The sequence below is a fragment of the Geoglobus acetivorans genome (genome assembly GCF_039641995.1).
Classification (GTDB): Archaea; Halobacteriota; Archaeoglobi; order Archaeoglobales; family Archaeoglobaceae; genus Geoglobus; species Geoglobus acetivorans.
Window position 1 is genome coordinate 544,708 of the sequence record NZ_CP087714.1, and the last position, 25,073, is coordinate 569,780.

26 protein-coding genes are annotated in these 25,073 nt (G+C 46.9%); 11 read left to right on the top strand and 15 right to left on the bottom strand.

What is annotated here, in order from left to right; genetic code table 11:
• Positions 1-14: 14 nt before the first annotated feature.
• The 6 genes from LPQ35_RS03205 to LPQ35_RS03230 all read left to right on the top strand — a co-directional run bounded on the left by LPQ35_RS03205 (position 15) and on the right by LPQ35_RS03230 (position 6,855).
• On the top strand, positions 15-1,271 hold the full coding sequence (locus LPQ35_RS03205; RefSeq protein WP_193805984.1) for a hypothetical protein: 1,257 nt from the start codon (positions 15-17) through the stop codon (positions 1,269-1,271).
• A gap of 257 nt (positions 1,272-1,528) precedes the next feature.
• The gene (locus LPQ35_RS03210; RefSeq protein ID WP_193805982.1) at positions 1,529-1,951 is read left to right on the top strand and encodes a hypothetical protein; all 423 of its coding nucleotides are present in this window, start codon (positions 1,529-1,531) and stop codon (positions 1,949-1,951) included.
• Positions 1,952-2,322: 371 nt separating this feature from the next.
• Positions 2,323-4,902 carry a PGF-CTERM sorting domain-containing protein gene (locus LPQ35_RS03215; protein ID WP_203218932.1) on the top strand — a complete coding sequence of 860 codons (2,580 nt, stop codon included), beginning with the start codon at positions 2,323-2,325 and terminating at the stop codon, positions 4,900-4,902.
• A gap of 187 nt (positions 4,903-5,089) precedes the next feature.
• Positions 5,090-5,893, top strand: coding sequence for a translation initiation factor IF-2 subunit alpha (locus LPQ35_RS03220; RefSeq protein ID WP_193805980.1), 804 nt, complete (start codon positions 5,090-5,092; stop codon positions 5,891-5,893).
• A gap of 1 nt (position 5,894) precedes the next feature.
• Complete coding sequence (locus tag LPQ35_RS03225; RefSeq protein ID WP_193805978.1) at positions 5,895-6,083, top strand: RNA-protein complex protein Nop10; 189 nt, start codon at positions 5,895-5,897, stop codon at positions 6,081-6,083.
• On the top strand, positions 6,076-6,855 hold the full coding sequence (locus LPQ35_RS03230; protein ID WP_193805977.1) for a proteasome assembly chaperone family protein: 780 nt from the start codon (positions 6,076-6,078) through the stop codon (positions 6,853-6,855). Before LPQ35_RS03225 ends, LPQ35_RS03230 begins: the two co-directional genes overlap by 8 nt.
• Positions 6,856-6,871: 16 nt before the next feature.
• Here LPQ35_RS03230 and LPQ35_RS03235 read toward each other — a convergent pair whose 3' ends face one another.
• The 10 genes from LPQ35_RS03235 to LPQ35_RS03280 form a co-directional block, all read right to left on the bottom strand.
• Positions 6,872-7,654 carry a TIM barrel protein gene (locus tag LPQ35_RS03235; protein ID WP_193805976.1) on the bottom strand — a complete coding sequence of 261 codons (783 nt, stop codon included), beginning with the start codon at positions 7,652-7,654 and terminating at the stop codon, positions 6,872-6,874.
• The gene (locus tag LPQ35_RS03240) at positions 7,648-8,661 is read right to left on the bottom strand and encodes an ATP-grasp domain-containing protein (protein ID WP_193805975.1); all 1,014 of its coding nucleotides are present in this window, start codon (positions 8,659-8,661) and stop codon (positions 7,648-7,650) included. The genes LPQ35_RS03235 and LPQ35_RS03240 overlap by 7 nt, the downstream gene beginning before the upstream one ends.
• Positions 8,637-9,398 (bottom strand): coenzyme F420-0:L-glutamate ligase, encoded by a 762-nt coding sequence (gene cofE, locus LPQ35_RS03245; RefSeq protein WP_193805974.1) that lies wholly within the window; start codon positions 9,396-9,398, stop codon positions 8,637-8,639. Before cofE ends, LPQ35_RS03240 begins: the two co-directional genes overlap by 25 nt.
• Complete coding sequence (gene alaS, locus LPQ35_RS03250) at positions 9,395-12,106, bottom strand: alanine--tRNA ligase (protein WP_193805973.1); 2,712 nt, start codon at positions 12,104-12,106, stop codon at positions 9,395-9,397. The genes cofE and alaS overlap by 4 nt, the downstream gene beginning before the upstream one ends.
• A gap of 33 nt (positions 12,107-12,139) precedes the next feature.
• A complete protein-coding gene (locus LPQ35_RS03255) occupies positions 12,140-12,424 on the bottom strand; it encodes a hypothetical protein (protein ID WP_193805972.1) in 285 nt (94 codons plus the stop codon).
• 25 nt (positions 12,425-12,449) lie between these two features.
• On the bottom strand, positions 12,450-13,619 hold the full coding sequence (locus tag LPQ35_RS03260; RefSeq protein WP_193805970.1) for a radical SAM protein: 1,170 nt from the start codon (positions 13,617-13,619) through the stop codon (positions 12,450-12,452).
• Positions 13,616-14,686 (bottom strand): heterodisulfide reductase-related iron-sulfur binding cluster, encoded by a 1,071-nt coding sequence (locus LPQ35_RS03265; protein WP_193805969.1) that lies wholly within the window; start codon positions 14,684-14,686, stop codon positions 13,616-13,618. Before LPQ35_RS03265 ends, LPQ35_RS03260 begins: the two co-directional genes overlap by 4 nt.
• Complete coding sequence (locus LPQ35_RS03270) at positions 14,653-15,894, bottom strand: FAD-binding protein (RefSeq protein WP_193805968.1); 1,242 nt, start codon at positions 15,892-15,894, stop codon at positions 14,653-14,655. The genes LPQ35_RS03265 and LPQ35_RS03270 overlap by 34 nt, the downstream gene beginning before the upstream one ends.
• Positions 15,895-15,963: 69 nt before the next feature.
• Positions 15,964-16,959 carry a transcription initiation factor IIB gene (locus LPQ35_RS03275; protein ID WP_193805967.1) on the bottom strand — a complete coding sequence of 332 codons (996 nt, stop codon included), beginning with the start codon at positions 16,957-16,959 and terminating at the stop codon, positions 15,964-15,966.
• Positions 16,862-17,188: a Gar1/Naf1 family protein gene (locus tag LPQ35_RS03280; RefSeq protein ID WP_346297683.1), complete on the bottom strand. Its 327-nt coding sequence runs from the start codon at positions 17,186-17,188 to the stop codon at positions 16,862-16,864. The genes LPQ35_RS03275 and LPQ35_RS03280 overlap by 98 nt, the downstream gene beginning before the upstream one ends.
• A gap of 216 nt (positions 17,189-17,404) precedes the next feature.
• Here LPQ35_RS03280 and LPQ35_RS03285 point away from each other — a divergent pair, with 216 nt between their 5' ends.
• Entirely contained in the window at positions 17,405-17,662 is a 258-nt protein-coding gene (locus tag LPQ35_RS03285; RefSeq protein WP_193805966.1) for an OadG family transporter subunit, read from the top strand.
• Between the two features lie 20 nt (positions 17,663-17,682).
• Entirely contained in the window at positions 17,683-18,729 is a 1,047-nt protein-coding gene (locus tag LPQ35_RS03290; RefSeq protein WP_428832255.1) for a sodium ion-translocating decarboxylase subunit beta, read from the top strand.
• On the opposite strand, the gene LPQ35_RS03295 is transcribed toward LPQ35_RS03290, so the two are convergent.
• The gene (locus LPQ35_RS03295) at positions 18,711-20,306 is read right to left on the bottom strand and encodes a radical SAM protein (RefSeq protein ID WP_193805964.1); all 1,596 of its coding nucleotides are present in this window, start codon (positions 20,304-20,306) and stop codon (positions 18,711-18,713) included. The two genes, LPQ35_RS03290 and LPQ35_RS03295, sit on opposite strands and share 19 nt — an antisense overlap.
• The gene (locus LPQ35_RS03300) at positions 20,303-21,301 is read right to left on the bottom strand and encodes a sugar phosphate nucleotidyltransferase (RefSeq protein ID WP_193805962.1); all 999 of its coding nucleotides are present in this window, start codon (positions 21,299-21,301) and stop codon (positions 20,303-20,305) included. The genes LPQ35_RS03295 and LPQ35_RS03300 overlap by 4 nt, the downstream gene beginning before the upstream one ends.
• Before the next feature lie 72 nt (positions 21,302-21,373).
• Here LPQ35_RS03300 and moaC point away from each other — a divergent pair, with 72 nt between their 5' ends.
• The 3 genes from moaC to LPQ35_RS03315 are packed head-to-tail and all read left to right on the top strand — an operon-like array spanning position 21,374 to position 23,373.
• Positions 21,374-21,838: a cyclic pyranopterin monophosphate synthase MoaC gene (moaC, locus tag LPQ35_RS03305; RefSeq protein WP_193805960.1), complete on the top strand. Its 465-nt coding sequence runs from the start codon at positions 21,374-21,376 to the stop codon at positions 21,836-21,838.
• Between the two features lie 28 nt (positions 21,839-21,866).
• Positions 21,867-22,871: a ketol-acid reductoisomerase gene (ilvC, locus tag LPQ35_RS03310; protein WP_193805958.1), complete on the top strand. Its 1,005-nt coding sequence runs from the start codon at positions 21,867-21,869 to the stop codon at positions 22,869-22,871.
• A 49-nt stretch (positions 22,872-22,920) separates the two neighbouring features.
• Positions 22,921-23,373, top strand: coding sequence for a YbaK/EbsC family protein (locus LPQ35_RS03315; RefSeq protein WP_193805956.1), 453 nt, complete (start codon positions 22,921-22,923; stop codon positions 23,371-23,373).
• A gap of 2 nt (positions 23,374-23,375) precedes the next feature.
• Here LPQ35_RS03315 and LPQ35_RS03320 read toward each other — a convergent pair whose 3' ends face one another.
• The 3 genes from LPQ35_RS03320 to LPQ35_RS03330 form a co-directional block, all read right to left on the bottom strand.
• Positions 23,376-23,651, bottom strand: a complete 276-nt coding sequence (locus LPQ35_RS03320; protein ID WP_193805954.1) for a winged helix-turn-helix domain-containing protein — start codon at positions 23,649-23,651, stop codon at positions 23,376-23,378.
• 146 nt (positions 23,652-23,797) lie between these two features.
• A complete protein-coding gene (locus LPQ35_RS03325) occupies positions 23,798-24,034 on the bottom strand; it encodes a winged helix-turn-helix domain-containing protein (protein WP_193805952.1) in 237 nt (78 codons plus the stop codon).
• Positions 24,018-25,031: a DUF5305 family protein gene (locus LPQ35_RS03330; RefSeq protein ID WP_193805950.1), complete on the bottom strand. Its 1,014-nt coding sequence runs from the start codon at positions 25,029-25,031 to the stop codon at positions 24,018-24,020. The genes LPQ35_RS03325 and LPQ35_RS03330 overlap by 17 nt, the downstream gene beginning before the upstream one ends.
• Between the last annotated feature and the right edge of the window lie 42 nt (positions 25,032-25,073).

Below are 25,073 nucleotides of genomic sequence, written 5' to 3' on the forward strand. Positions count from 1 at the left end.
GGGAGGTAAATGCAATGAGGTCAGCGTTGATTGTCATGTTATTGCTTGCAGTGCTGATTACTGTAACTCCGGTACTGGCTGCTGAGACAATAACCAAGGATAATTTTGCTGAGCCGGTAATAGAGCCGAAGCTGAAGGAATATTATTTTCCTGGCGATGCAATCTCTTTCAATTTAACAATCGAACCGAAAACCAGTGATGATGCGGAGCTGATTGACGGCAGGATTTACGAGTTTAACACCTCTCTTGAAAATTCTCTGATTAAGGTGATGGTTGAGTACAAGGACGGTGGGGCAGTAACTCAGCAGGGAGGGAATTATGCCAAAGCGGATGTAGGTGACTGGGATTTTGGGCTGGACAGAATAAAGGTTGAAGTTTCCGGTACTGTTCCAGAGGTGAATTCGAGAATTCAGAATGTGGTTGTGCTTGGTATAGACATCCAGGATGCTGAGAGTAATGCCGTTCCACCGGTTGTGATAAAGGTCGTTAACAAGGGGCTTTTTAATTCCTACATCCAGCAGCTTGAAAACAGGTATTCGGAGCTTGAGGGTAAGGCGTCAAGTCTCGAGGACAGAGGTGCGAAGGTTGGAGAAATAAAATCAAAACTGAACTCCGCAAAGGCCAAGCTGGACGAGGGCAAGGATTATTTCAGTAATGGAAAATACGGAGATGCAAATACAACTCTCGGAGAGGCAGAAAGCCTCCTCAACAAAGCCCAGAATATGCTCAGAAAAGCTGAAGTAGAGCTTTTGAGAGATGTTGTGTCCCAGAAGCTTGATATCATGCTTGAGAAGATGACCGGGCTTGAGATAAGGATTCAGCAGTTGAAATCTAAGGGAGAACAAACCCTCGATTACGAGATAAAGCTGGAGGAATTCAAGAGGAGCTATTCTGACCTGAAGGCCAGGCTATCTCAGGCTGACGATTATCTCGGCAACAACCTTTACGATGACGCTGAAACAACCCTCGAGAAGGTGAAGGCTGACGTGGACATGGAGATTGATGAAATCAACTCTCTGATTTCTCAGCTTCCTGCAGAGGAGACGCCCACCTCGACACCAACCGCAACACCCTCGCCACAGCAGGAAGGTCCGTCGATTTCGGAGCAGGTTGGTGAGTGGTTTTCGGGTATTTCGGGATGGCTCAGCGAGAACAGCGGGAGAATTCTGCTGTATGGTGGGAGTGCCATAGTTCTGATCGTTGCTGGCTTTGTTGGTTATAAAGGCTTTAAAAAGTACATGAAAAAAAGAAAGTGGGACGAGCTGAAATAGTCTATTTTCAAATTTTCCACTTTTTCCGCAGGTCTTATAGCGGAGCTGATCCGGTCCTGGCCACCTCAGTTTCACAGCCCCCAGGAGATTCCGCAGAGCCATTTTCCACAAAGGGCTGGCCGTCCTGTAATCCAAAACGATTATGAGAGTTTTTTGGTTCCTTCGGTTTTCTGTGTTTACAGGTATTCTATTGATTGATGTTTTAATAAATAATAAATTTCGAAATTTTTTTATTTATGGACATTTTCGATGTGTGCATGAAGAAGATTTTGTTACCTGCACTGTCGATACTGTTGCTCGGAGTAACGGCCGCATCCATATATTACTTCACCGTGGAGGGAAATATTGAAGTCCGGGAGAGCCAGATAGAGCTGTCGCAGCAATCCTTTTCGGCGGAGATATGTGGTGGAGCCAGATACGTGAAGAATCTGAAAATAAAGAATTATGGCGATGAGAAAAGCGTTTACTTCGATTTCGTTGTGGAGGGGCCGGATCCCAAAGCAGTGGATGTCAGCGTTCATGACATTTATGGGAATTCAATCTCTTCTTCCAACAGGCTTGTAATTCCAGCAGGAAGTGAGAACAGCCCGGCGGAGGTGGAAATCAACATTCACATAAGTATGGATGATGATGCCAAGCCCGGCGAGTACACGGTTTACGTTGTTGCCAAGGAAACATAATCTGTCATTATCTTTTTTCCGGTTTTTAATTTTTAATGGACTATAATGTAATATTATATCTTCTCTCCGCCCATTGTGCATGGGCTATTGCGCATGGTTCCGGGACACCATGGATGGATGTTGTGTGCGGCGGTGATTGAGCAACTTCCAATCCATCATCCCAACCCGGCCACCAATCCATGGCCATAACTGATAACAAGTTTTAACCCTTTTCCTGTAAAAAAATAGCAAAAGGTTTAAATATGGAAATGGTGTAATAAAAAAAGGTGGCGGCGGAGCGGTGATGTCGAGCTTAGCTTCGCCGCCAGTCGATAGCAGACTATATATACCTGAAAGGAAAAGCAGGTTTGTAAAAAGGAGGTAGAGAAAGTATGAGTAAGGTATGGAAAATAGGAATAGCGGTATTAGCGGTTCTACTGATGGCAATGGCTACAGCGAGCGCTGCAACAACCGTTAGCGTTACAGATTCCACTGTGGTTTACGGAGACCCAGTTGAAGTTAAAGTTGTCAACGACGGCTCCGCTGGCACTCTGACACTGAAAGTAAAGAATGAAGGTACTCAGGATACCGAGGTTCTCGAGGTCATTTCTACCAGCGGTATCTTCACGTATTCATATGACACGGATGCTAAGGGATGGTATCCTGGTAAGTACAATCTTACGCTTGAAAATTCGACGGGCGTCGTTGATAATGTAACATTCTACGTTACTTCTGACGACCCCTACATTGTGCTGAACATTGACGACAACACGGTTGCAAAAGGCGATGCACTGGCATTCAGCCTTGATGTTTACTGGAACAAGAAGATTAACGAGACATGGATCAACGTTACTGGTCCTATGGAGGATACGTTCATAGTGGAGAATAAGACTGGCATCGATGATTACTATTGGACGCCTACAAACACCACGGTTGACACGGCTAAGTTGTTTGGTACTGGGTACAACGGTACAACTGGTGCGTATTCTCTTGAAGTTAAGGTGATTGGCTCTGATGGTACAACTGCTACGGCAACCTTCACGTTCTATGTTGAGAGCCTAAGCCTGACTATTACTCCTGCAGCCGATTCTGTTGCCAGAGGAGGTAGCATGGATGTTACTGTTACTACCAATGCTGCAGACAGCGGAAGTGCCATGGATGTTGGTAATGACAACAATGTAACTTGGACTCTGAAGAACACTTCTGGCACTCCAGTTGCAAGTGAAACCGAGACAATCAGCGATGGACAGGCCACCTTCAAGATTTCGCCGAAACTTGCATGGGAATCTGGAACCTACACGCTCGAGGTCACTGTGAGCACAACTCCGACCTATAATGCAACTGACTCAGTAGACATCACAGTCACTGATCCTGAAATCACACTTACTCCAGACTATGCTACAGTAGTGAGGGGAGACTCTATCACAATTGAAGGTACGACAACTCTCCCAGCTGGAACTCAGCTCAACGTTGATTCATCTTCACCAGCAGATGTTTCAGTATCTGCAACCAAAGTCTTTGTTGATGCAGATGGTAAGTTCAGCTTCGATGTCAATGTGGCAAGTAACGCTGAGCTTAAAACGTACACAATAACTGTGGAGGATACGGATTCAAGCGTCTCTGCAACAGCCGAGATTAAGGTAGTCAGGCAGGGGATAACTGTTTCAACCGACTCGGCTTCAGTGCTTATTGGTGGCTCACTTGATGTCACAATCGACACAACTGCAGGCAAGGTTTTCGTCTATGCTTCGAAGAGCGGTGTTTTCTCAGCCAATAATGTTAACATCGCCAAGATACCAAGCCTCTCAACAGGAATTAACACCACAGTGTATCCGACATTCAACACCAGCAGTGATTCCATAACAATCGATGTTGCTGGTGACGCCCAGCTCGGCACATACACGCTGTACTTCTTCGCCCCAGAAGATCCCAACCTGATCGATCCGATAAAAGACCCACAGGACATTCTGTATGTTACTGTGATGGACATATCCTTCACCGAGGTTCCTGCGACAGTCACTCTGGTTAGGGGCGGTTCAACCACGGTCACTCTCAAGGCTGATGTTCCGTCACAAGGATTTGCGAACATAAGCGCAACCTTCAGCGGAAATGGCATTTACACTGACATGTGGGATGCAGGACTTGTCAAGGATGACTCAAGCTCCGGCACTGGTGAGGCTGGAGTGTTCAAGATAACTCTCTATGGCAAGGTTGACAACCAGACACTTGAAATGAGTGAAACCGGAACCAAGATGCTTGCACCCGGAACATACACACTGACCGTCTCTCTCCTGAGAAACGGCAATACTGTGGTTGAGACTAAGTCAATAGTCGTTAATGTCGAGAGAGCAGAATACAATGTTTCCTATCCAAACGAGGTACTCAAGGGTGACGAAATCGTTGTAACGATCTCCACAAACAGAGCAGCTGACTACGATGGTATCTACGTGTTCCTCGAAACACCGAACCAGGTGTATGTCCAGAATCCAATCGTGGATGAGAACGGGACTGCCGTGGCAATTTTCCAGACATATGGTCTTGACTATGGAACCTATAAGATATATGTCAGAGACACAATGACAACTGGCACCGATAATGATAATCTCCAGAAGTTCTACAGCCTTGATCCTGCTGACTCAACTGCCAAGCAGATTGGCTTTGCGGATGATAACCTCCGCGGACCATACGAAGTCAAGGTCGTGAAGGAGCTCACACCGACACCGACTCCGACACCAGAAGAAACCCCAACACCAACCCCGACACCAACCGCAACACCCACACCAACACCAACCGCAACACCTGAGAAGACCCCAACACCAGAAAAGACCCCAACACCTGTAGAGACACCGACCAAGGAGGAGACACCAGCTCCGACACCAACCGAAGAGAAGAAGCAGGGACCAGGCTTTGAGGCAGTCTTCGCCGTTGCAGGTCTACTCGCAGTGGCATACCTGCTGAGGAGAAGACAGTAAACCCAATCTTTCAATTTTTTCTTTTATTTTGGACTTTCCTGTGAAAACTTGTTTGTTTTTGTTGTTGATCACTCCATTCTGCAATGACGCGTGTGCAGCTGCCCTGTCTATACTTGGCAAATGATTTTGCCGAGGTTTTGGAGAAATCACCAAACCTTAAAATACTGCAAAGCAGACTCTTTGACTGATGAGTGAGGAAAGGCTTGTTATCAGGAGATCAGGATTTCCATCAAAAGGAGAAATTGTTATTGGCACGGTTACGAGAGTAATGGATTTTGGAGCATTCGTGAGCCTCGATGAGTATGAGGGCAGGGAGGGACTTGTGCACATCAGTGAGGTGGCTCCGGGCTGGATCAAGGACATAAGAGACCATGTCAAAAAGGGTCAGAAAGTGGTGTGCAAGGTTCTGGACGTGAACCCCAAGAGGGGACACATAGATCTGAGCATAAAGGATGTAAATGAAAGACAGAGAAGGGAGAAGCTTCAGGAGTGGAAGAGTGAGCAGAGGGCGTTTAAGTGGCTTGAAATTGCGGGAGAAAAGGTTGGTGTTGACGGGAAGGAGCTTGAGAAGATAGGGAAAAAGCTTCTGAGAAAATTTGACAGCATATATGCCGCTTTTGAAGAGGTGGCGTATGAGGGCTATGAGGTTATAGCGAAGATTGCAGGTGAAGAGCTTGCGAAAGAGATTGCGGAGCTTGCGAGGGAACATATTAAGCCCTCAACCGTCAGCGTTAGGGGATACTTCGAGCTGAAGTCCTTTGCACCTGATGGAATAGAGAGAATAAAAAAGGCTCTGTCTGTTGTGAAGAAATATCACAGCGATGGTGCAGAGATCGAGGTCGAATACGTCGGTGCACCGAAGTACAGGATAGTCATCAGGACTGAGGACTACAAGGCAGCTGAAACCCTGCTCAAAAGAGTTATTGACGATGTTACAAAGGCCATGAAAAAACTCGGCGGCGAGGCAAATTTCGTAAGAGAGGCAATCTGATATGAAATCGCGTATCAGAAAATGCTGCGAATGCGGCAGATACACTCTTAAGGAAACATGCCCTTTATGCAGGGGCAAAACGTACATGCCGATTCCTCCGAGATTCTCGCCTGAGGATCCGTACGGAAAATACAGGAGGATGCTCAGGAAGCAGAGAGGTTTCTGGATCAGGAGGTGTATAAATGATTGATAGGGTTGATGTGAGATTTCTGAAGAAACCTGAAGAGGTCGGGTTGAAAGATCCGGTGATGATCGAGGGTCTGCCCGGCATAGGACATGTCGGAAAGCTTGTTGCCGATCACCTTGTGAAGGTTCTCGAAGTGGAAAAGGTGGTTGAGATATACTCCCACCACTTCCCGCCCCAGGTAATGGTCGACGAGAAGGGTGTTATCAAAATTCCGAACAACGAGGTTTATGCCTATAAGGGTGATGGAAATACGCCCGATCTGCTAATTCTGGTTGGAGATTACCAGAGTATAAGCAATGAAGGGCATTTTGAGCTTGCAAATGCTTACCTAAGGATTGCGAAGGAATTCGGGGTGAGCAGGATTTACACCCTCGGGGGCTATGGGGTCGGAAGGCTGATAGATGAGCCTTACGTCATTGGGGCAGTGAACAGTGAAACGCTGATAGGCGATCTGTCAAATGCGGGGGTCAAGTTTGAGAACGGGGAGCCTGCGGGCGGGATCATTGGCGCTGCAGGTTTGATAATCGGTCTGGCGATGCTCGAGGACATTCCGGCTGCATGTCTCATGGGAACAACTTCGGGCTACATGGTTGATCCAAAAAGTGCAAAGGTTGTCCTTGAAACGCTCATGAAGCTGCTGAATCTGAGTGTGAGCGTGGAGGACCTCGAAGAAAGAGCCAAGGAAATGGAAAAGCTGATAGCACAGATAAAGGAAATGCAGGAAGCCCAGACTGTACAGTTCAAGAGCGATGAGGACCTGAGGTATTTCAGATAGCTGGTTTTTTCATTTTTTACCTTTTGAACACGCTTTCGATGAATCTTCTCTCCTTCACAAGCTCTTCAATCTTTTTTTCGAAGCTGAGCTGACCATACGCAAGGTCGTCCAGTTCAACGGTAACCATGCTGCTGTATCCAAGATCCGCAAGCTTCTGCAGGATGTCCCTGACGTTCCTATCATATCTCGACGCAGAATGAAGTCCACGCGAATTCCCGCTGATGTGCACGTTTTTGATCCTTTCCACCGACTCAAGGTATTTTTCAGCGTCTCCGTTTTTCAGCGCATGGTTTATGTCGAACGTCAGCCGGAAACCAAATCTTTCTGCACACTCGATGACATCTTCGTAGCTTCTGCAGAGGTAGTTTATGCGAGGCTCGCTGTTTTCGAGGAAGAGTTCAACGCCTTTTATTTTTGAGTATTTTGAAAGCACCCTGAAGTATTTTTCGTTTGCGACAACATCTTCAATCACAGGTTCCCTTCTGGCGCTCCTCTTGCCGGCATGAATCGTCATCCCCACCCTCAGCCTTGATGCCACACTTGCCGCATGCAGGTTGCTTTTGAGCGTTGCCTCCGCAACATCCTGATTGACGCTGCACGGGTTCAGGTCAAAAATTGCACAGTGGAGGGACGTTATCGAGTCTGAAATCTCCTCTATCTTTCTGAAGTCTCTGTCTATCCAGTAGTGTGGAGTCTCAATCCAGAACTCGATTCCTCCGTACTCTGCTTTTTTGCATGCTTTTGCTATCCTGTCAAGGCTGTATTCATACAGGAACATGGAGGAAAACTGGATCAACATGCTATCTCCCTGTAGATTCCTTTTCTCTCATAAAGCTTTCTGTACACATCATGCTCACTTTTTCCCGAAGCGAGAACGCTTACAAGCGGATCGTCTTTTCTGTAAATCTGACCCTTCTCCGGTACGTCCGCAAAGAATGGATTTCCAGCGGGAGAATTCTTTATTTTAATATCTTGCTCCGCAAACACCACTGCTCTCCCGGCAAACCTTCTGGGTCTGCAGCTCTCAAGCTTTCCTGCCTTTGCGTTCAGATGCATCCTGAACAGGTTCGTATCGCAGGCCCACTCAATGGCATCGAGGCTTCCCTGGAACCTCGGATTTATTTCAAGGACGTATATTCTGTCTCCAATAATGAAATCCACTCCGATGTTTCCTTCAAGCTCAAAATAGATGGCAAGTTCCTCTGCAAGCCTTTTTGCCCTTTCATCAAGCTCGTGTTTGAACGGGGTTATGTTTCCACAGTATCTGAATTCTCTTGCACCGAAATTCCCATCTCCGACAAGAATCTTGTTGAATGAGATGGCCAGTGCCATCTTTCCTGTTGATATCACCGATGCCGAGCAGGGTATCCCCTTTACATATCTCTGGAGGATATGGCCTTCCTCCCTCCTGCTGGAGAGTCTTATTCCTTCACCTCCTCCCCCCGTTACGGGTTTCAGTATTCCTGACTCTCCGTCGTCAAGAATCTCAGGAAAATCGAAGCCCGCCCTTTCAAGCTCGCTGTAAAACTTTCTCTTGTTCACGATTTTTTTAAGCCTTCTGTCTCCGAGGATTTCGTAACCTGAGTGCCAGATAATCTCTGCGTCCAGCTCTTCCGAAATGGCCAGTGCCTTCTTTTTCACCCATTCCGGGGATTCATCGTCTATTCTGTAAATTTTTTTTGCATACAGCTTCAAATCTGCGTCCACGTGCTTTGTAAGCACAGATATTTCAAAACCGGCTTTTCTGGCAGATTCAGCCACGTTTCTCACATTGCTGCCAACTATGAGGAATTTTCTCTCTTCCATTCTTTTATTATCCTCCGTATAATGTCCTCTTCCTCACTTCTGTAAATCTCCTTCACACTTCCATTTCCGAGAACCTCTAGACCTCTGAAAACAACTGCCGGGACACCGTCATCGCCCTCCCCCATCAGCATGTTGGCAAATGCTGCAATCTCGTCTGCTATGCATTCCACAGTAACTTCGAGCTCCTGTCCGTAGAGGTCTTTCTTCCCTCTCCAGTCCTCAAGAGCCTTTACACCGGAGATGCCCACCGCCACACCAACAACGCCTTTCCTGAAACATCTGCCGTTGGTGTCAGTTATCACCACGCCAACGTTCTTTCCTGTTATCCTTTCAATCTCGTTTTTCAACCTCTCTGCTGATCCATCTGGGTCATCTGGTGGGAGGAGCAAATACTCCTTCTCAACATTGGTGTTATCTATTCCTGCGTTTACGCAGATATTTCCGAATCTCGCATGTGTGAGTATGAAAGGATCTTCGAGGAGTATCTCCTTGCTCTCATCAAGTACTGCCTGAACGAACCTCTCGTCTTTTCCGAGCTTCTCAGCCAGTTTTACTGCATGCTCGCCCGGAATAATGTCCTCCAGCCTGACGACTCTACCCTCTGCTTTTGAAATCACAGTGGAGCATACCGCAAGGACATCTCCATCCTGAAATTCAAAAAGGGAGGAAAAAATTTCTGCCAGATTGTCTCCTTTCCTGATTCTCGGAACACCCTCTATTCTGAACACCCGAATCATAGTATCTTTCTCAGGAAGGTAATTATCTCTGCGACCACTTCGTCTTTGTCCGGGATTCTCTCTCCGGCTCCCTGGGCGAGGTCCTTTCTTCCACCTCCGCCACCTTTCGACAGTCTTCCGGCGATTTTCATCAGGTCTCTCGCGTCAACCCGGTCATCTCCGCTGAATGCCACTATCTTTGCCCCGTTGTAATCTGCGAAGAGAATTCCGGCGTAACCTTTTTTCGCAAGCTCAATTCCAGTTTTTGCAAGCTGTTCAGGCCTCTCGTTCAGATTTTCCACGACAATCTTCACGTCCTCATAGCTCTCAGCGTTGAGCGCAAGCTTTTCGGCAACAAGCTCAGCAACCCTCTCCTGCAGCTTTTCGATTTCCTTCTTCTGATCCTTCCATTCGTCAAAGAATCTCTGCACGGTCTTTGGCAGTATCTCTGGCTGAACTCTGAGGATGCTGCTTGATTCCCTGAGGAGACTCTCCTCTCTTGCTATGTGCTCCAGTGCAGCCTCTCCTGCAGCGAATTCAAATCTCAGAACTCCATCCTGTATTGACTCGACCCTCAGTATTTTGAACACTCCAATCTCGCCTGTCTTCTCCACGTGGGTGCCTCCACAGGCCTGAACGTCATCCCCAACTCTAACGACTCTGATCTCTCTTCCAGGTGGAACTCCGCCCTGATAGAGTCTGAAGCCGTAAGTCTGCTCTGCCTTGATTCTGTCCATGAACTCCCACGTTACGTCCCTGTTTGCCATGATTTCTCTGTTGACTTCAAGCTCAATCTCTCTGATCTCTCTGTCTGTCAGCTTCTTATAGTGGGTCACGTCCAGCCTTGTCTTGCCGTATTCTTTCTTGGCTCCGGCCTGCCAGACGTGTTTTCCGAGCTTTTTCTGGAGTGCGTAGAGCAGGAGATGTGTTGCCGAGTGGTGTCTCATGTGCCTGAGTCGCCTCTCCTGATTGATCGCTCCTCTTATTTCTGACCCTTCGGGAATCTTCCCAGCCACTCTGTGCAGAACGACTCCGTTTTCTTCGACAACCTCTGTAACCTCGATTTTTGTGCCGCCGTATTCAATATAACCCGTGTCACTGTCCTGTCCACCGCTCTCCGGGTAGAAAGCCGTCCTGTCCAGTATCACGTATTCGCCTTCAATGCCAATAACCCTGGCGTCAAATTCAAAGAGCTTGGAATTGTAGTACAGCTTTTCCGTCGGAGGATATTCCTTGCTGAGCAGCTTTTTCTTTTCTTTCTTCTCACTTTTTGCGTGTCTTCCGGCAAGTTCAGCGTAGAAGTCCTGGGGAAGCTCGATATTCACTCCCTTACTCTTTGCTATCTCGACAACGGTTTCAGGCGGAATTCCGTGTGAGTCGTAGAACTCCACGAGGTCATTCTTTTCGATGGTCTTCTTCCTTTCTATTGTCCTCTCAACAAGAGAGATCCCCTTGGACACTGTGTCTCTGTATCTTCGTTCTTCAAGTTCAAGGATTTCCTGAATGGTTTCCATGGGTACATCGAAGCTGAAGTCCTTCAGAATCTTCTTGTGGAGGCTTATAAGGTCGAACAGATCGAGCTTAAGACCAAGCTCGTCAGCCATTCTTAGGCTTCTCCTGATTATCAGCCTTGCAATGTAGCCCGAACCTGCGTTTGAGGGAACAAGAGCGTCTCCAAGCATGAACAGTATTGTCCTCGTGTGGTCTGCAAGGGCATATACCTTCTCAAGCGGGACCACGATCTCCTCAAGCTCTTCCACACTGATACCGAATTTTCCGGCTATGTTCTTTCTGAGTTCGAGCAGCTTTTCTCCACGAAGGGAGCCCATAACTCCTGCCAGTTTGGAGCTTTCTGCTATGATTTCTCTGACCTTTTCGTCCTCTCTTGAGAATGGTATGTTGCTGTTCTCGAAAATGGCATCGACAACCTTCCCGAATATGGCGTCATAAACTGTAGGTGTTCCCTGTGATGCCCATACGAACCTTTCAAGACCGTAGCCAGTGTCAACAATGTAATTTGCCATCTTCCTGTATTTCACGCCCTTTATTTCGATATCTCCCTCGGGATGCTCCTCAAGATTCATGAAAACCAGCGTGGCGAGCTCAAGCCCTCCAACTATTGCCTCGAGGCATGGTCCTGCGTTGCCACCACCTGCCCATGGCTCCTCCTTGTAAACTATGTCCTCTTTCCTGACTCCAAGCTCCTCAAGCAGCTCTGTACAGTATTTTACGGTTTCGCTCTTCCAGTATATCTCCTGACCGGGATAGTTAAATGCATGGTGAGCCATCATCTCAAAAAGTGTGAGGTGTCGTCCGGTCCTCCCCACTGAATCGAGGTCGTCTGTTCTGATGCACGGCTGGGATATTGTGAGCGGGTTGGCAGGAGGTGGTGCGACGCCTGAGGTTACAAATGGCTGGAAATCTGCTATGCTTGCGATCGTGAGATATATATCGTCTCTCCATCTTGCCACAACCGGATATCTCTCTATTCTCTCGTGCCCTCTTTTCTCGAAGAATGAAAGGTAGTATTCCCGCATTTCATCGAGGGAGAATTTTTTTCTGAAGACAGGACTATCGATGAACGTGTAGGTTCCACATGGTGGATCTCCACAAATCTCTCTGCCCTCGTCAGCAGTCCAGAAGTACTTTCCGCATTTTGGACACTTCTTTCTGACAAAACCGTTCTCTGCCAGGTATGTGATATCCAGATATTCTTTATCGAGACTCATCAGGAAAATAGGGTTGGGAGAAGGATATAATCTTTACTGTTCGAGCCTTTTTCTCAGCTCGAGGTATTTTTCGAGGGTCATGTTGTCCGAATATACGGTCAGTGCAACCTCAAATTCACCGGTAACAACATTCCTGGTTGCGTAGGCTCTTATTCCACTGCCGGAACTCATTGCACTTCCAAGTGTGTAGCCCTTCCTCACAAGCTCCTCAATTTTCTCGAGGGGAGCGTCGTAAACATAAATGTTGACAGCTTTTTTTGAGGCAAAGATCTCTCTGACTTCATCAAGAAAGTCTTTCAGCACGATATCGAGGTCCATGTGCATTACTCGGTTTGAAACTATTTTAAGCTAACCCTATCTCTTCCTCGTACAGGTAGCAGCTCGGATCATCTCCCCACAGGTCCCCGAACCTCATGGCTCTCAGCCTGAAACCTCCGCATACGCTCTTGAATTTACAGCCTCCACATTTCTTTCCTCTGATGTATTCCGTCTTCTTTCTGAGCTTTATGAGCAGATCATCTTCGGGGTTAAGCCAGATATCACTGAACCTCCTCTCTCTGATGTTTCCCACCGTATGGTCGAACCAGAACTGGTTTGGATGCACGTTTCCGAACATATCAACGTCAGCTATCCTGAATCCAGAGCTATCCCCTCCTCTGTATCTCAGGAATCTGAGTGCGTCCTCGGCAAGACTCTCGTCCATTTCCTTCAGCTTCAGGTAGAAGAATACACCATCTGCCGGGTTATCTGTTGTCAAAAGCTCTGTTTTTTCCTTAGAATCCCTCAACTCTATTGCTTTCTCGAATAACCACTCCATGAGGTTTCTTCTCTCTTTGAAATCAATGTCTATCTCGAAGTCCGCCCTTCCAGAGGGGACAAGATGATACAGGCAGAATCTTGGAATTTCATGCTCCACCAGGATGTCTATTACCTCTGGAACCTCCTTGAGGTTCAGTTTGGTAACGGTAAACCTTATTCCTGTGAGAAGCCCCGCCTCCTTTGCGTTCAGGATTCCGTTAAGAGCATTGTCAAATGCACCCTTTAACCCCCTGAATCTGTCGTTTGTGTCTGGAAGGCCGTCTATGCTTATCCCAACGTAATCCACCTTCAGTTCGGCAAGCCTTTCAGCAACAACATCGTTAATGAGCGTTCCGTTTGTTGATAGGGATACGTAAAGGCCCTTTGATTTGGCATACTCTATCAGCTCGAAGATGTCTTCCCTCATCAGCGGTTCTCCACCGCTGAGAAGCAAAACCGGGACCTTCATTTCTGCCAGATCATCGATGAATTCATTTGCCTCATCTGTTGTAAGCTCTCCTTTTTTCTTCGCTCCAGCATCGGCGTAGCAGTGAACGCACTTGAGGTTGCACCTTGCTGTGGTGTTCCATACGGTAACCGGAATGGGCTTCTTGCTGGCCTCAACGAGTTTTTTTGGAATCTTTTCTCTGCTACCATACGTAAGCCTTTCCGAGACAGTGATTTCTCCACCAACCATCTTGCTCAGACCGATCATTCTTTCAACCTCTCGGCAATGAATATGGTGATATCTTTTATATTTAATCCTCCACTACTGTTTTTCAGGTTTCTGTAGCAGTAAGGGCAGGAGGTTACGACAACCTCTGCACCAGTTTTTTCGAGCTGGGCAACCCTCATGTCCCTGACAGCTCTTGAAATGTCTCTGTACGAGAGCTTAACACCCCCTCCACCTCCACAGCAGAACGAACTCAAACCGTGCTGTTCGGCTTCCACCAGCATCCCAATCTTTCCGAGCACAACCCTCGGCTCTTCAACCACTTTCATGTGTCTGGCGAGATGACAGGAATCGTGAAAGGCAATCCTGATGTTCTCTTTCCTCAAACCAAGTTTGTTGGCATTCTCTGCGAGAAATTCAACCATGTGCTGGACTTCTGCACCAATTTCGCCGAACTTTCGATAATCCCTTGCAATCGTTCTGTAACAACCCGGACACGATACAATTATCCTCTTTGCTCCTGTTTTTTCAACAATTTCTCGCAATCTTTCAAAGTTTCTTCTTGCAAATTTTTCGCTCCCTCCCGTTCTCAGAGTTGTGGATCCGCAGCAGTATTTGAACTCTATTGCAAATCTCACACCAATTCTTTCTAGAATTTTCACGCTGCTTTCGAAAATTTCACGCTCTCTCAGGAGGGACGTGCATCCCGGATAGTACAGTATATCGACTTCCCCGGAAGGGTCGTAGGTTTCAACGTCAATTCCATAGGGATTTCCCGATCTGTCCATTTTTCTGAAAAACTCAGACAGTCTCTCAGGCACAGCACCGATTTCAACGAATCTCTTTCTTGCTGTTTCAAGCAGGTTTGTAACCTCCACACCTGATGGGCAGACAACCTCGCACATCGCACATGTCAGGCAGCTGAACGCCGATTTTATCAGCTCAGAATCGTTTTCAGCGTGGAATGAAAGGATTATTCTCCCTCTGGGACTCAGATGCTCCCACTTTGTTGCGAGGTATGTGGGGCAGTCAACAATGCACCTCCCGCACTTTGCACACCTCAAAGTCCAGACGCTTACGGATTCAGTATGTTCCCGGTGTCGAGGCACCTTTTCAACCTCCTGTAAAGATCATTTTCCTTAACATCCCACCTCCTGCCAGCCCCATGCTCTCCAATTGTAGCTTCAAATTTCTCTGCAATGCTGTACAGTTCTTCAGCGAACATAAGAGAGCTGCTGAAGTCGTTCGAGACTATTGCGGGGTGGATGTTTGCCGTATCGAGATGGCCGTAGATGTAAACTTCAGCGCTGTACCTTTCTTCAAGAGAGTACACTGCACTGATGAACCCGGCCAGTTTTGAAAACGGAACAGCAAAATCCTCTGCGGCATATATTCTCGTTCCCTTTTTTGCTATCTCGACACCGAGAGTCTCTCTCATTTCCCAGAATTTCCGTTCCTCTCTGCCCTCAAGCTTTTCATACCTTATACCCAGTTTATCCATCTCTGATTCGGACGTGAAGAACTCAACGGCTATAAGTTCCTCTGCCCCCAGGTCCAGCAATTCGACACATCGGCGGTCAATGAACTCCACGGCGTCAGGCAACAGTTTTAAAATCCTTTTCAGAATGACAGGCAATTCTGAGAGTTCCGATACCCTCACAAGCGCAGTATGTCTGCACTCTGGAAGTGGCAGGGTCTTCAGGTATATGCCAGTAATTATCCCGAATCTACCCTCACTTCCTGCAAATATGCCGGCAGCGCATTCCGGATTTCTGTGTGTTCTGGAGCCAGTGTTGATGGTCTCACCGTCCGGCAGCACCGCTTCAACTCCCGTAACGAAATTTCTTATTGAGCCATACTTCAGTCCCCTTTTCCCTCCACCGTTGTTGGCCACAAAACCCCCGATAGTTGCGATTCTGACACTCCCCGGCTCTGGGGGAAGAAATAGGCCGTGCTTTTCAAGCTCCTTTTTCAGATCGTGGATGATCGCTCCAGCCTGAACGTATGCGACCATGTCTTCCTCGTAAATTTCGATTCTGTCCATTTTCTTCATGTCCACTACAATCGAATTCGAGGGAACCGCTCCACCTGAAGTACCGGTCCCGCTACCTCTCGGTGTTACCGGAATTGAGTGGCGAGCTGCCAGTTTCAAAAGGTCGGATATCTCAGACTGGCTTTCTGGCCTTACAACTGCCAGAGCATTGCCTGTAAAAGGACTTGCGTCTGTAGAATATGCCTTGAGGGCTGCAGTGCCGAACAGGACATCATCCTGACCAAATATGCTTATCAGCTTTTCTTCAAGCTTGGTCTCTGGCACAATAGAAACTGTATGCGGAATTATAAATATTTCACTGAATGAAAAATTATACTGATTGATAGTTAAAAATCAGAGTATTATCTCTATTCCAAGTTTTTCGGCCAGCTCCTTGTACCTGTTTCTGATTGTAACTTCCGTGACTCCAGCTACCTCTGCGACTTCTCTCTGGGTTCTCCTTTCTCCGCTTAGGATGGATGCGATGTATATTGCCGCGGCGGCAACTCCGGTAGGCCCTCTACCACTCGTAAGCTCCTTCTCCTCGGCCTTCTTGATGATCTCAATCGCCTTTTTCTGAACCTCTCCGCTCAGCCCAAGGGCCGTGCAGAACCTCGGTATGTAATCTGCCGGACTTGTGGGCATAAGCTTGAGTCCCAGTTCTCTTGCGATGAACCTGTAAGTCCTTCCAACTTCCTTTCTGTCCACTCTTGAGTATGCGGCTATCTCATCAAGGGTTCTCGGAACGCCAGCCTGTCTGCATGCTGCATAGAGCGCAGCGGCAACCACACCTTCTATACTCCTGCCCCTTACAAGGTTCTTCTCCACCGCCTTTCTGTAGATGACGGATGCAATTTCTCTGACACTCTTCGGCAGACCGAGAGCTGATGCAAGCCTGTCAAGCTCTGAAAGAGCGAAGGCAAGGTTTCTCTCGGTAGCGTTACTTATCCTTATTCTTCTCTGCCATTTTCTCAGCCTGAAGAGCTGAGCCCTGTTTCTGACCGAAATGGCCTTGCCGTAATAATCCTTGTTCGCCCAGTCTATTATCGTAGTGAGACCCTTGTCGTGTATGGTGTATGTGATGGGCGCTCCAACTCTTGCCCTCTTCTCCTTCTGCTCACTGTCGAAAGCCCTCCACTCTGGACCGGAATCGATAAACGTCTCTTCAATGACATAACCACAATCCTGACAGAGGAATTCACCTCTTCTGTAATCCCTGATGAGCCGTGGGCTTCCACACTCGGGACAGACCTCAATTGTTTCTTCTCTTTCTACTTCCCTTCTTTCCAGTTCCTTTTCTCTTTCCTTCCTTTCGATTTCCTTTTCCCTTACCCTTTCTACCTCTACCATCTTCCACCACCGTGAAAAGAATATCCTCCTCGATAATCCTCCTCTTGAAGGGTTTTACAACAAGAAATGGGTTCCTCACCGGGCCGATAATGTCATAAACAAAGCCAATCTTTTCCATCCTCTTGTTGTATACTGGAGAACCCTCCTTTGGGAGATAATCCGGAACTGACGATAGTATCACGTTACCCGTTTTTGATATGTGCAAAACCCTTCCTATTTTTTTTAGCACAAGTCTTACTTTTCTCAGGTCGAATATATAAACATTTCGAAAATGATATATTTTTTACCCGGTTCGGAATTAAAAATTTTTTGGGAATTCTTTCCGTTCCCAGGTGAAATCCTGACCCCTTCACTCCTCTACCGGGACAGTTTCTGGAGATGCATCTCAGCTGGGTGAATAATAATTAATCACCAACTTTTTATATGTTTTACACGATTTCGATTCATGGATCCAGCGTACGTTGTGGCGTATGGGATTCTGACGGTATTCTTTACGCTCGCAATCCTCACATTTGCTATATGGTTCCTTTCACTGCTTTTCGGGAGGGAAAGAGGTTCGAAAAAAGAGCACCCTTCTGGCAAAACTGACGTTAATCTGATTGCTGCTGCGGTCTCAGCTGTTAAAGCCTTCGAAGATGAGGGCATAACTGTGCCCGTGATAGAGAGGGAAGGAACCAGATGGAAAATGTCCTACAGGTGGTAAAATTGCTGGGAGAGCTGCTGATGATTGCCATAGCTCTGCTTCTGATTTATCTCGGCATATACAGGAAAATGGAACCTCTCTTACTTGTTCCTATAGGGTTTGGGGCAATGCTCGTTAACATCCCATCATCGGACATGGCCGTAAACGGCATCTTGGCATTATTCGTTGAATATCTGATAAAAACCGAGATAGTCCCCCTCCTGATATTTCTGGGCATTGGTGCGCTGATAGATTTTGGGCCGCTGATAGCAAATCCGATGACCTTTCTCCTTGGTGCAGCAGCGCAGATTGGTGTCTTTGTAGCTTTCATGCTTGCAACGCTGCTCGGTTTCAATCTTGCTGAGGCTGCCAGCATAGGCATCATTGGCGGGGCGGATGGCCCCACGACAATCTATATCACCACCGCTCTCTCCCCTCATCTTCTCGCTGCAACTGCTGTTGCGGCCTACAGCTACATGTCCCTTGTCCCGCTCATTCAGCCTCCGGTCATAAAAGCACTCACGTCCCGGGAAGAGCGTAGGATGAGAATGAAGCCATTGAGAGAGGTCTCAAAAAATGAAAAAATAGCCTTTTCAGTTGTCGTAACTCTCGTAACGGGCTCCCTCGTTCCTTCAGCTTTACCACTTGTGGGCATGCTGATGGCAGGGAACCTTTTCAGGGAGAGTGGCGTTACAGACAGACTCGCAAAAGGTGCAAGCGAGGAACTGCTGAACATAATGACCATAATCCTCGGGCTGAGCATAGGCTCGACGATGCAGGCTTCCTCGTTCCTCCGGCTTGATACACTCTTCGTTCTGACGCTCGGTGTTGTTGCGTTCGCTTCAGCAACAGCAGGCGGTGTGCTCCTCGCAAAGCTGATGAACCTGTTTTTGAGGGAGAAGATAAATCCGATGATCGGTGCTGCAGGAGTTTCAGCCGTTCCGATGTCAGCGAGGGTTGTTCAGAGGCTTGCTGCTGAGGAAGATCCAGACAACTTTGTCCTGATGCATGCAATGGGGCCGAATATTGCCGGAGTCATAGGGACTGCGGTTGTTGCCGGAGCGTTCATTCAGCTACTGGGTATGTAAAAATACTTTTTGAGAACTTTGACTCTATCTCCAATAGCTTTTTCGAGATCAGATATGTTTTTTACGGGCCTGCTCAGGGCTATTTTTGAAGCCGTTCCTTTTCCTATCCCCGGTACGGATTCGATCTGCAGGAGTGTGGCGCGGTTTATGTCTATTTTCGGCAGAGCCGTTACGCTCCTTCTCCCGTAATCTATCACTCTGGCATCCAGAATCGTGTTTCTTTCGAAGACTCCAATGAGACCGACGAGCAGCGGGTATGTTCCTGCCTGTCTTGCGTAGCTGATCTTTCCCTCCACAGCCTCGACTCTTAGATCCGTAAGCAGTCTGCCTTTTGGGACGATCTTCTCGAGCATGACTCTGTCAAAGTCTCTTCTTATTCTCTCCTTGTAAATTTTGAAATATTTCTTATGCCTTCTCACGTTCTTGTCGCCGGTTTCAGCCATTGGCGTTGACGGAAAGACCTTCACCTGTCTTAAATTGACTCTTCTAACAAGAAGGTCTCTTTCAAGCAGACTCATCAGAAATTCGTAGTTTTTCTCGAATGTTTTTTTCGTCTCACCTTTAAGGCCGAAAACGAAGTTCAATCCCGGAAGGAAGTATGGAAGGCCGTTGCGCCCAACATATCTCCCGTATCTGTTGATAAGCTGGACTGCGAAGAAAACGTCGTCGGGTGTTGCGAGCAGGTTATTCTTCTCTATAACGGCTTCATCGGCACTTTCCATACCCATTGCGGCTATATTTCCCGGTGTCTGATACACCACAATCGTTTTGATAATCTCTCTGCTCTCTTCGGGATACTCTGCAATTGTTTTTGGATTCACGTTGTCCAGGTGGAGCGTCTTTATTTTGGGGCATTCCTTCCATATCGCCCGGTGGAAATTTTTCATGAATTCCGGGTCAGGTCTTGGAAACTCCTTGGAGAAATCCCCCATGTAGGTGAAGAAGTCCGTCTGGTTTCCAAGCCTGAAGTGCCTTACTCCCTGATTGTAAAGGGCTTTTATCTCTGCTATAACCATGTGCGGAGATCTCATCGACACTCTGTGGATTCTTTCTATGCAGAAGCTGCATTTTTTCCAGTAACAGCCTTTATATGTCTCTATCTCGCACACAACGTGAGGAAAATCCGGATGCTGTCTGACAACTTTTGCTCCGAGAACTGCAAACTCGTTAACGAAATTTCTGTTCGGGTCTCTGACTTCTCCCCCAAGTTTTTCGTACAGAGTATGCTCAAAGGGAAATTGCAGAATTTCGTAGCCATCAATCTCCCCATCAAGTTCAAGTGTGATGGGTCCCACCAGGATTTTCTCCTTTTCGGGGCATACTGCGGGCAGCTCTCGCAGGGATAGTGGTTTACCACCAAGATATTTCCCTGGGACGGCTATTCCTGCAATGACAATTATTCTATCTGCTTTTTCAAAAATTGATGGGTTTTTTCTGAACTCGTCTACTGTGGCATATTTCCAGCTCAGCCCGAGTTTTTCGAGCATTCCTGCGATATACCTCGGGTAGGGCGAGATGTAGGGAGGCACTCCCAGGCATGACGGCTCGTCTACGTAGCCGTCGAGTATTCCTATCATTCTCCCCTCTGGATTTTTGCATGTCCCCCTATGATTGAGCCACTGAGCTCGAGGTTCCTGATTTCACACTTCTCGTCAATTATACTCCTCCAGACCTTCGTTTTCCTCAGTATGACGTCATCAAAGATAACCGAATCGCTGATATCACTCGCCTCAATCTCACAGTTCCTGCCTATGTATGCGTAGGGTCCGATGATACTCCTTCTCCTTATCTTCACGCCCTCTTCAATGACAACCGGCTCGATAATCTTTGACGTTCTGTCGATCTCAACATCCTCGCTGACGCTGTGTGTGAGGTACACCTTCATTGCTCCGAGATAGCTGTCCGGGTTTCCGACATCGTACCAGTTACCGTTGTCGAAAACGAACCCGTAAACCTCTCTCCTGTCAATCAGCCATGAAATGAAGTCTCCTAAGTTGTCCTTTCTCTCTCCCCTGACATAATCTCCGAGCATGTCCTTGGTCTCTCTGTCGAGCGCATAGATCCCTATGCCTGCAAGTGTGCTTTTCGGCTTCTCCGGTTTCTCTTCAAATGAAACAATTTTTTCTCCATTGAGGATGGCTATACCATACCTTCTGGCAAGATCGTAGTCTCCCACATCGTACAGGGCTATGAGCGGTTTTTTTATTTCCTCATACCGGGTTATAAAATCGTCAAGCCCGAAAGAGAATATGTTGTCTCCGGCAATAACCAGAACCTCATCATCAAACGTGCTTGTAACCTCATGCAGCGCTCTCACCGCTCCGAGCTTTTCCTCCTCTTTTGTTGTGTTTTCTATCACAAGCTCAACGTCCTTGTCATCAGCCCATTGCTCGAAGTCATCCCTGAACCTGAGATTCGTAGAGACAATTATGTCAAAACCGAACGGTTTTATTTTCTCGTAAATGTGATCGATTATGGTTTTTTTCCCGAGGGGAAGAAGTGGTTTGGCCTTGGTTTTGGTTATGGGCCACAGTCTCGTTGCGTATCCACCTGCCATTATCACTGCCTTCATTAAGCCTGTTTTGACATGATGAATTAAAAAAATATCGGAAACACATATATTGTTTTTCTCATTATTTCAGCCATGTTCAGCCATATCGACAGCGAGGGTAAAGCGAGAATGGTCGATGTCAGCAAAAAGGATGATGTTCTGAGAGTTGCGAGGGCAGAAGGGTACATCCTGCTCAGGAAGGAGACCATCAGAGCAATCATTGAAAACAGGGTTGCAAAGGGAAATGTGCTGAACACGGCAGTTGTTGCAGGCACACTTGCAGCCAAGAAAACTTCAGAGCTGATACCCCTCTGCCATCCCCTTCAGATAACCTCGGTGTCCATCGATTTCGAAATTTACGAGGACAGGATAAAGGCGGTCTGCGAGGTAAAATACGTGGGAAAAACTGGAGTTGAGATGGAAGCGCTTGTTGGGGTTACCAATGCACTTCTCACAGTCTGGGATATGGTTAAATCTATCGAAAAGGACGAGAACGGCCAGTATCCATTTACGAGGATAACTGACGTCCGGGTCGTTGAGAAAATTAAGGAAAAGTAATTTAAATTTAGGTATGTTATTTCAGAGCATGGCAAAGATTTACTATGACGGAGATGCAGACCTGGAGCTTTTGAAGGGAAAGAATGTGGCAGTTATCGGTTATGGCAGCCAGGGGCATGCCCACGCTTTAAACCTGAAAGAGAGTGGCGTGGATGTTGTGGTTGGGCTTTATGAGGGAAGTAAAAGCTGGAAAGTGGCAGAGAAAGACGGTCTTGTGGTTAAGACAGTTGAAAAGGCCAGCGAAGAAGCGGATGTTATCATGATGCTCATCCCCGATACTGTACAGCCTGCCGTTTACAAAAAATACGTCCATGAGGCGCTCGAGGAGGGCAACATGCTGATGTTTGCTCACGGGTTCAACATTCACTACCAGCAGATAATCCCGCCAAGCTATGTTGATGTTACAATGGTGGCTCCAAAAAGCCCCGGACATATTGTGAGGAGGATGTATCAGGAGGGCAAGGGAGTTCCCGCTCTCGTTGCCGTTCACCAGGACTACAGCGGAAAGGCGCTCGATCTCGCTTTAGCTTACGCAAAAGCAATCGGGTGCACGAGGGCTGGAGTGATTGAAACCACGTTCAGGGAGGAGACCGAGACCGACCTCTTTGGAGAGCAGGTGGATCTGTGCGGTGGTGTTGCAGAACTGATCAAAGCAACCTGGGAAACTATGGTTGAGGCGGGATATCAGCCTGAGGTGGCTTACTTTGAGGCTCTCCACGAGCTGAAGCTTATTGTGGATCTGATCTACGAGGGCGGAATCTATGCAATGTGGTATTCTGTCAGCGACACGGCAAAGTATGGTGGCATGACGAGAGGCAAGAGAATCATTAACGAATCCGTGAAGGAAGAGATGAGAAAGATCCTTAAGGAGATCCAGAGTGGCGAGTTCGCAAGGGAATGGATTCTTGAAAACATGGCAGGAAGGCCAAGCTATTCCAGACTCCTTGAAATGGAAAAGAATCATCCCATCGAAGAGGTTGGGAAGGAACTCAGGAAAATGATGCCATGGCTTAAGGGAATAGACACCGAATAATTTTAATTTTTAGCTGAATTTTTTCGGTAAAGCAAAACAGGGTTATGTCATGCCTCTCTCATCGGATTGGCTCAGGGAATACGTCATGAGCATGGGTATTGATGCGGAGATTGTTGAGGTGGGAAAAGCTTCTACTGTAAAAGAGGCTGCGGAGGCGCTTGGGTGCAGCAGGAGGCAGATTGTAAAATCCATTGTGCTTGTTGCCGGAGATGAACCTGTTGTGGCAATTGTTGATGGTGCCTCGTCGGTTGACCTTGAGCGGGTGAGCAGCATTCTTGGTATCCCTGTCAGGATTGCGGGGAAAGATGAAGTCCTCCGGCTAACTGGATTTCGGGCTGGCGGAGTACCTCCTATTGGACATACCTGCAAAATTATCCTTGATGAGCGGGTTCTGGAGATGGAGCGAGTTTATGGCGGTGGGGGTGACGAGGGACATTTGCTCCATATTCGCTCCCGGGACATTGTTCGGGAATGCACGGCAGTTGCGAGAATCAGGAAATAGCGTTATCTGTATTTCGTTATTTTTCCATCTATAAAATCTTCTTCGGAAAGCCTTCTGTATATCTGGACGAGTTCAACACCCTTTTCTGTGGGAAAATAGAGTGTTTTTCCATTAACCTGCTTTTCTGAGATTAATCCCTTATCTTTTAGATATTTCAGATACTTCTCGACGAGATGAAAGTTCAGGTTGGCATTGTAAACTATCCTGGTTTTGTTTGCACCACCATTCATTAACGTGCAGATTATGTCCACCACTATGTCGAATCTCGTACGGCGCATTGTATTCACCTTATATTATTTTAGAAGATATATTTCGAAACATCTTCGATAATTCTTTTTTCATTTTACTATGACTAATAATTTTGCTAACTCATCATAATTACTGCAATAAGTGAAACAACCCGTAAAAGACCTTTTATTCGAATTCAGAACATTTCCTTGTATTTTCTTATGAATTTCAAACCTTTATCGGTGGTTTTGTAATATGTCTTTCCTTCTTTCCGATATTTCACTATGAGTTCCAATTCCGAAAGGCGGTCGATGTATCTTGTTGCTATCTTGAAGTTGAGGTTTGAACCGTAGACTATCCTGGTCTTTAAAACTTCATCCTGCGCAATTTCGAGTATGCTGACCATTATTTCAAGTTCACTTCTTTTTTTCATTTCCATCACCCTTTCTGTAAATGTATGCATTCCCGTTCGACATCACGGCGAGGTACTCATCAGTTTCTATAATCGGGGATTCAAGCTCATAGGCTATTTTTCCAACGTCTTCAAGACTTCTGAGAAAAACTGTGTTTCCTGCAGTCGGAGATATCTTTCTCGCCTGTACTATCAGGGAATCGTACTTCTTTCTGAACTTCCTGTCAAGTCTGCCATTGTTTATCTTCGAGTTTATTCCTCCCATTATGAGCTCTTTGTTCAGGGTCAGTATTGCTGATGCGCTTGTAACGAGAACAGCCACAAGTACTGTCTTGATGGTGGAAGGCTTTGCATTGCCGAATGGGGTGGAGATGTAGTTCTGAACGACGACATCCCTTTCAATATTCTCGCTTTTGCTGAACTCCAGATTAGCAAACTTCAGTGTCTTTCCCACCGTCATCGAGGAAATATGCCTGTACTCGCTCCTGATTTTCTCCCCGTTGATGTTGCCCATTATGTTTACTGTAGTTTCGATTTCGACAATCGGAGTGTTGTAGTTGAGTCCTGTCTCCTTTTGAATTCTGTCCCAGAGCTGTTTGACGTAGAAGATGTCTACAGAAATTTTTCCTGACTGCTTGCCATCAATCACGCCTTCATAGCTGTAAGGCAGTTCTTTCCTCCATTCAGGGAGAACCTTGCTTTCTGAAGGTTTCAGGTACATTCTGATTGAATAATCTCCCGTAACACCTGGAGATGCCTTAATTTCGTATTCGAGCCAGAATCTCTTAACGAGATTTGCGAAGAATGTATCCCCTCCTCTGATGGTATCTTTATCTCCGAAGATTATGGTTGGGGAGGTTATCTCAGCAACAGGAACGAATCTGACTTCAACCCCGAATGACCCCACTCTCTTTTTCATTTTCTCCTCGTCAGGTATGTCCCAGTAGGATATCAGGAAGTAGGCAGATAATACTGCAAGAATCAGGAATATTTCCGTGACAATCTTTACGCGTTTCATGCTCACCTCCCCCTTCATTATTTCTGCTTCGAAACGTTATTA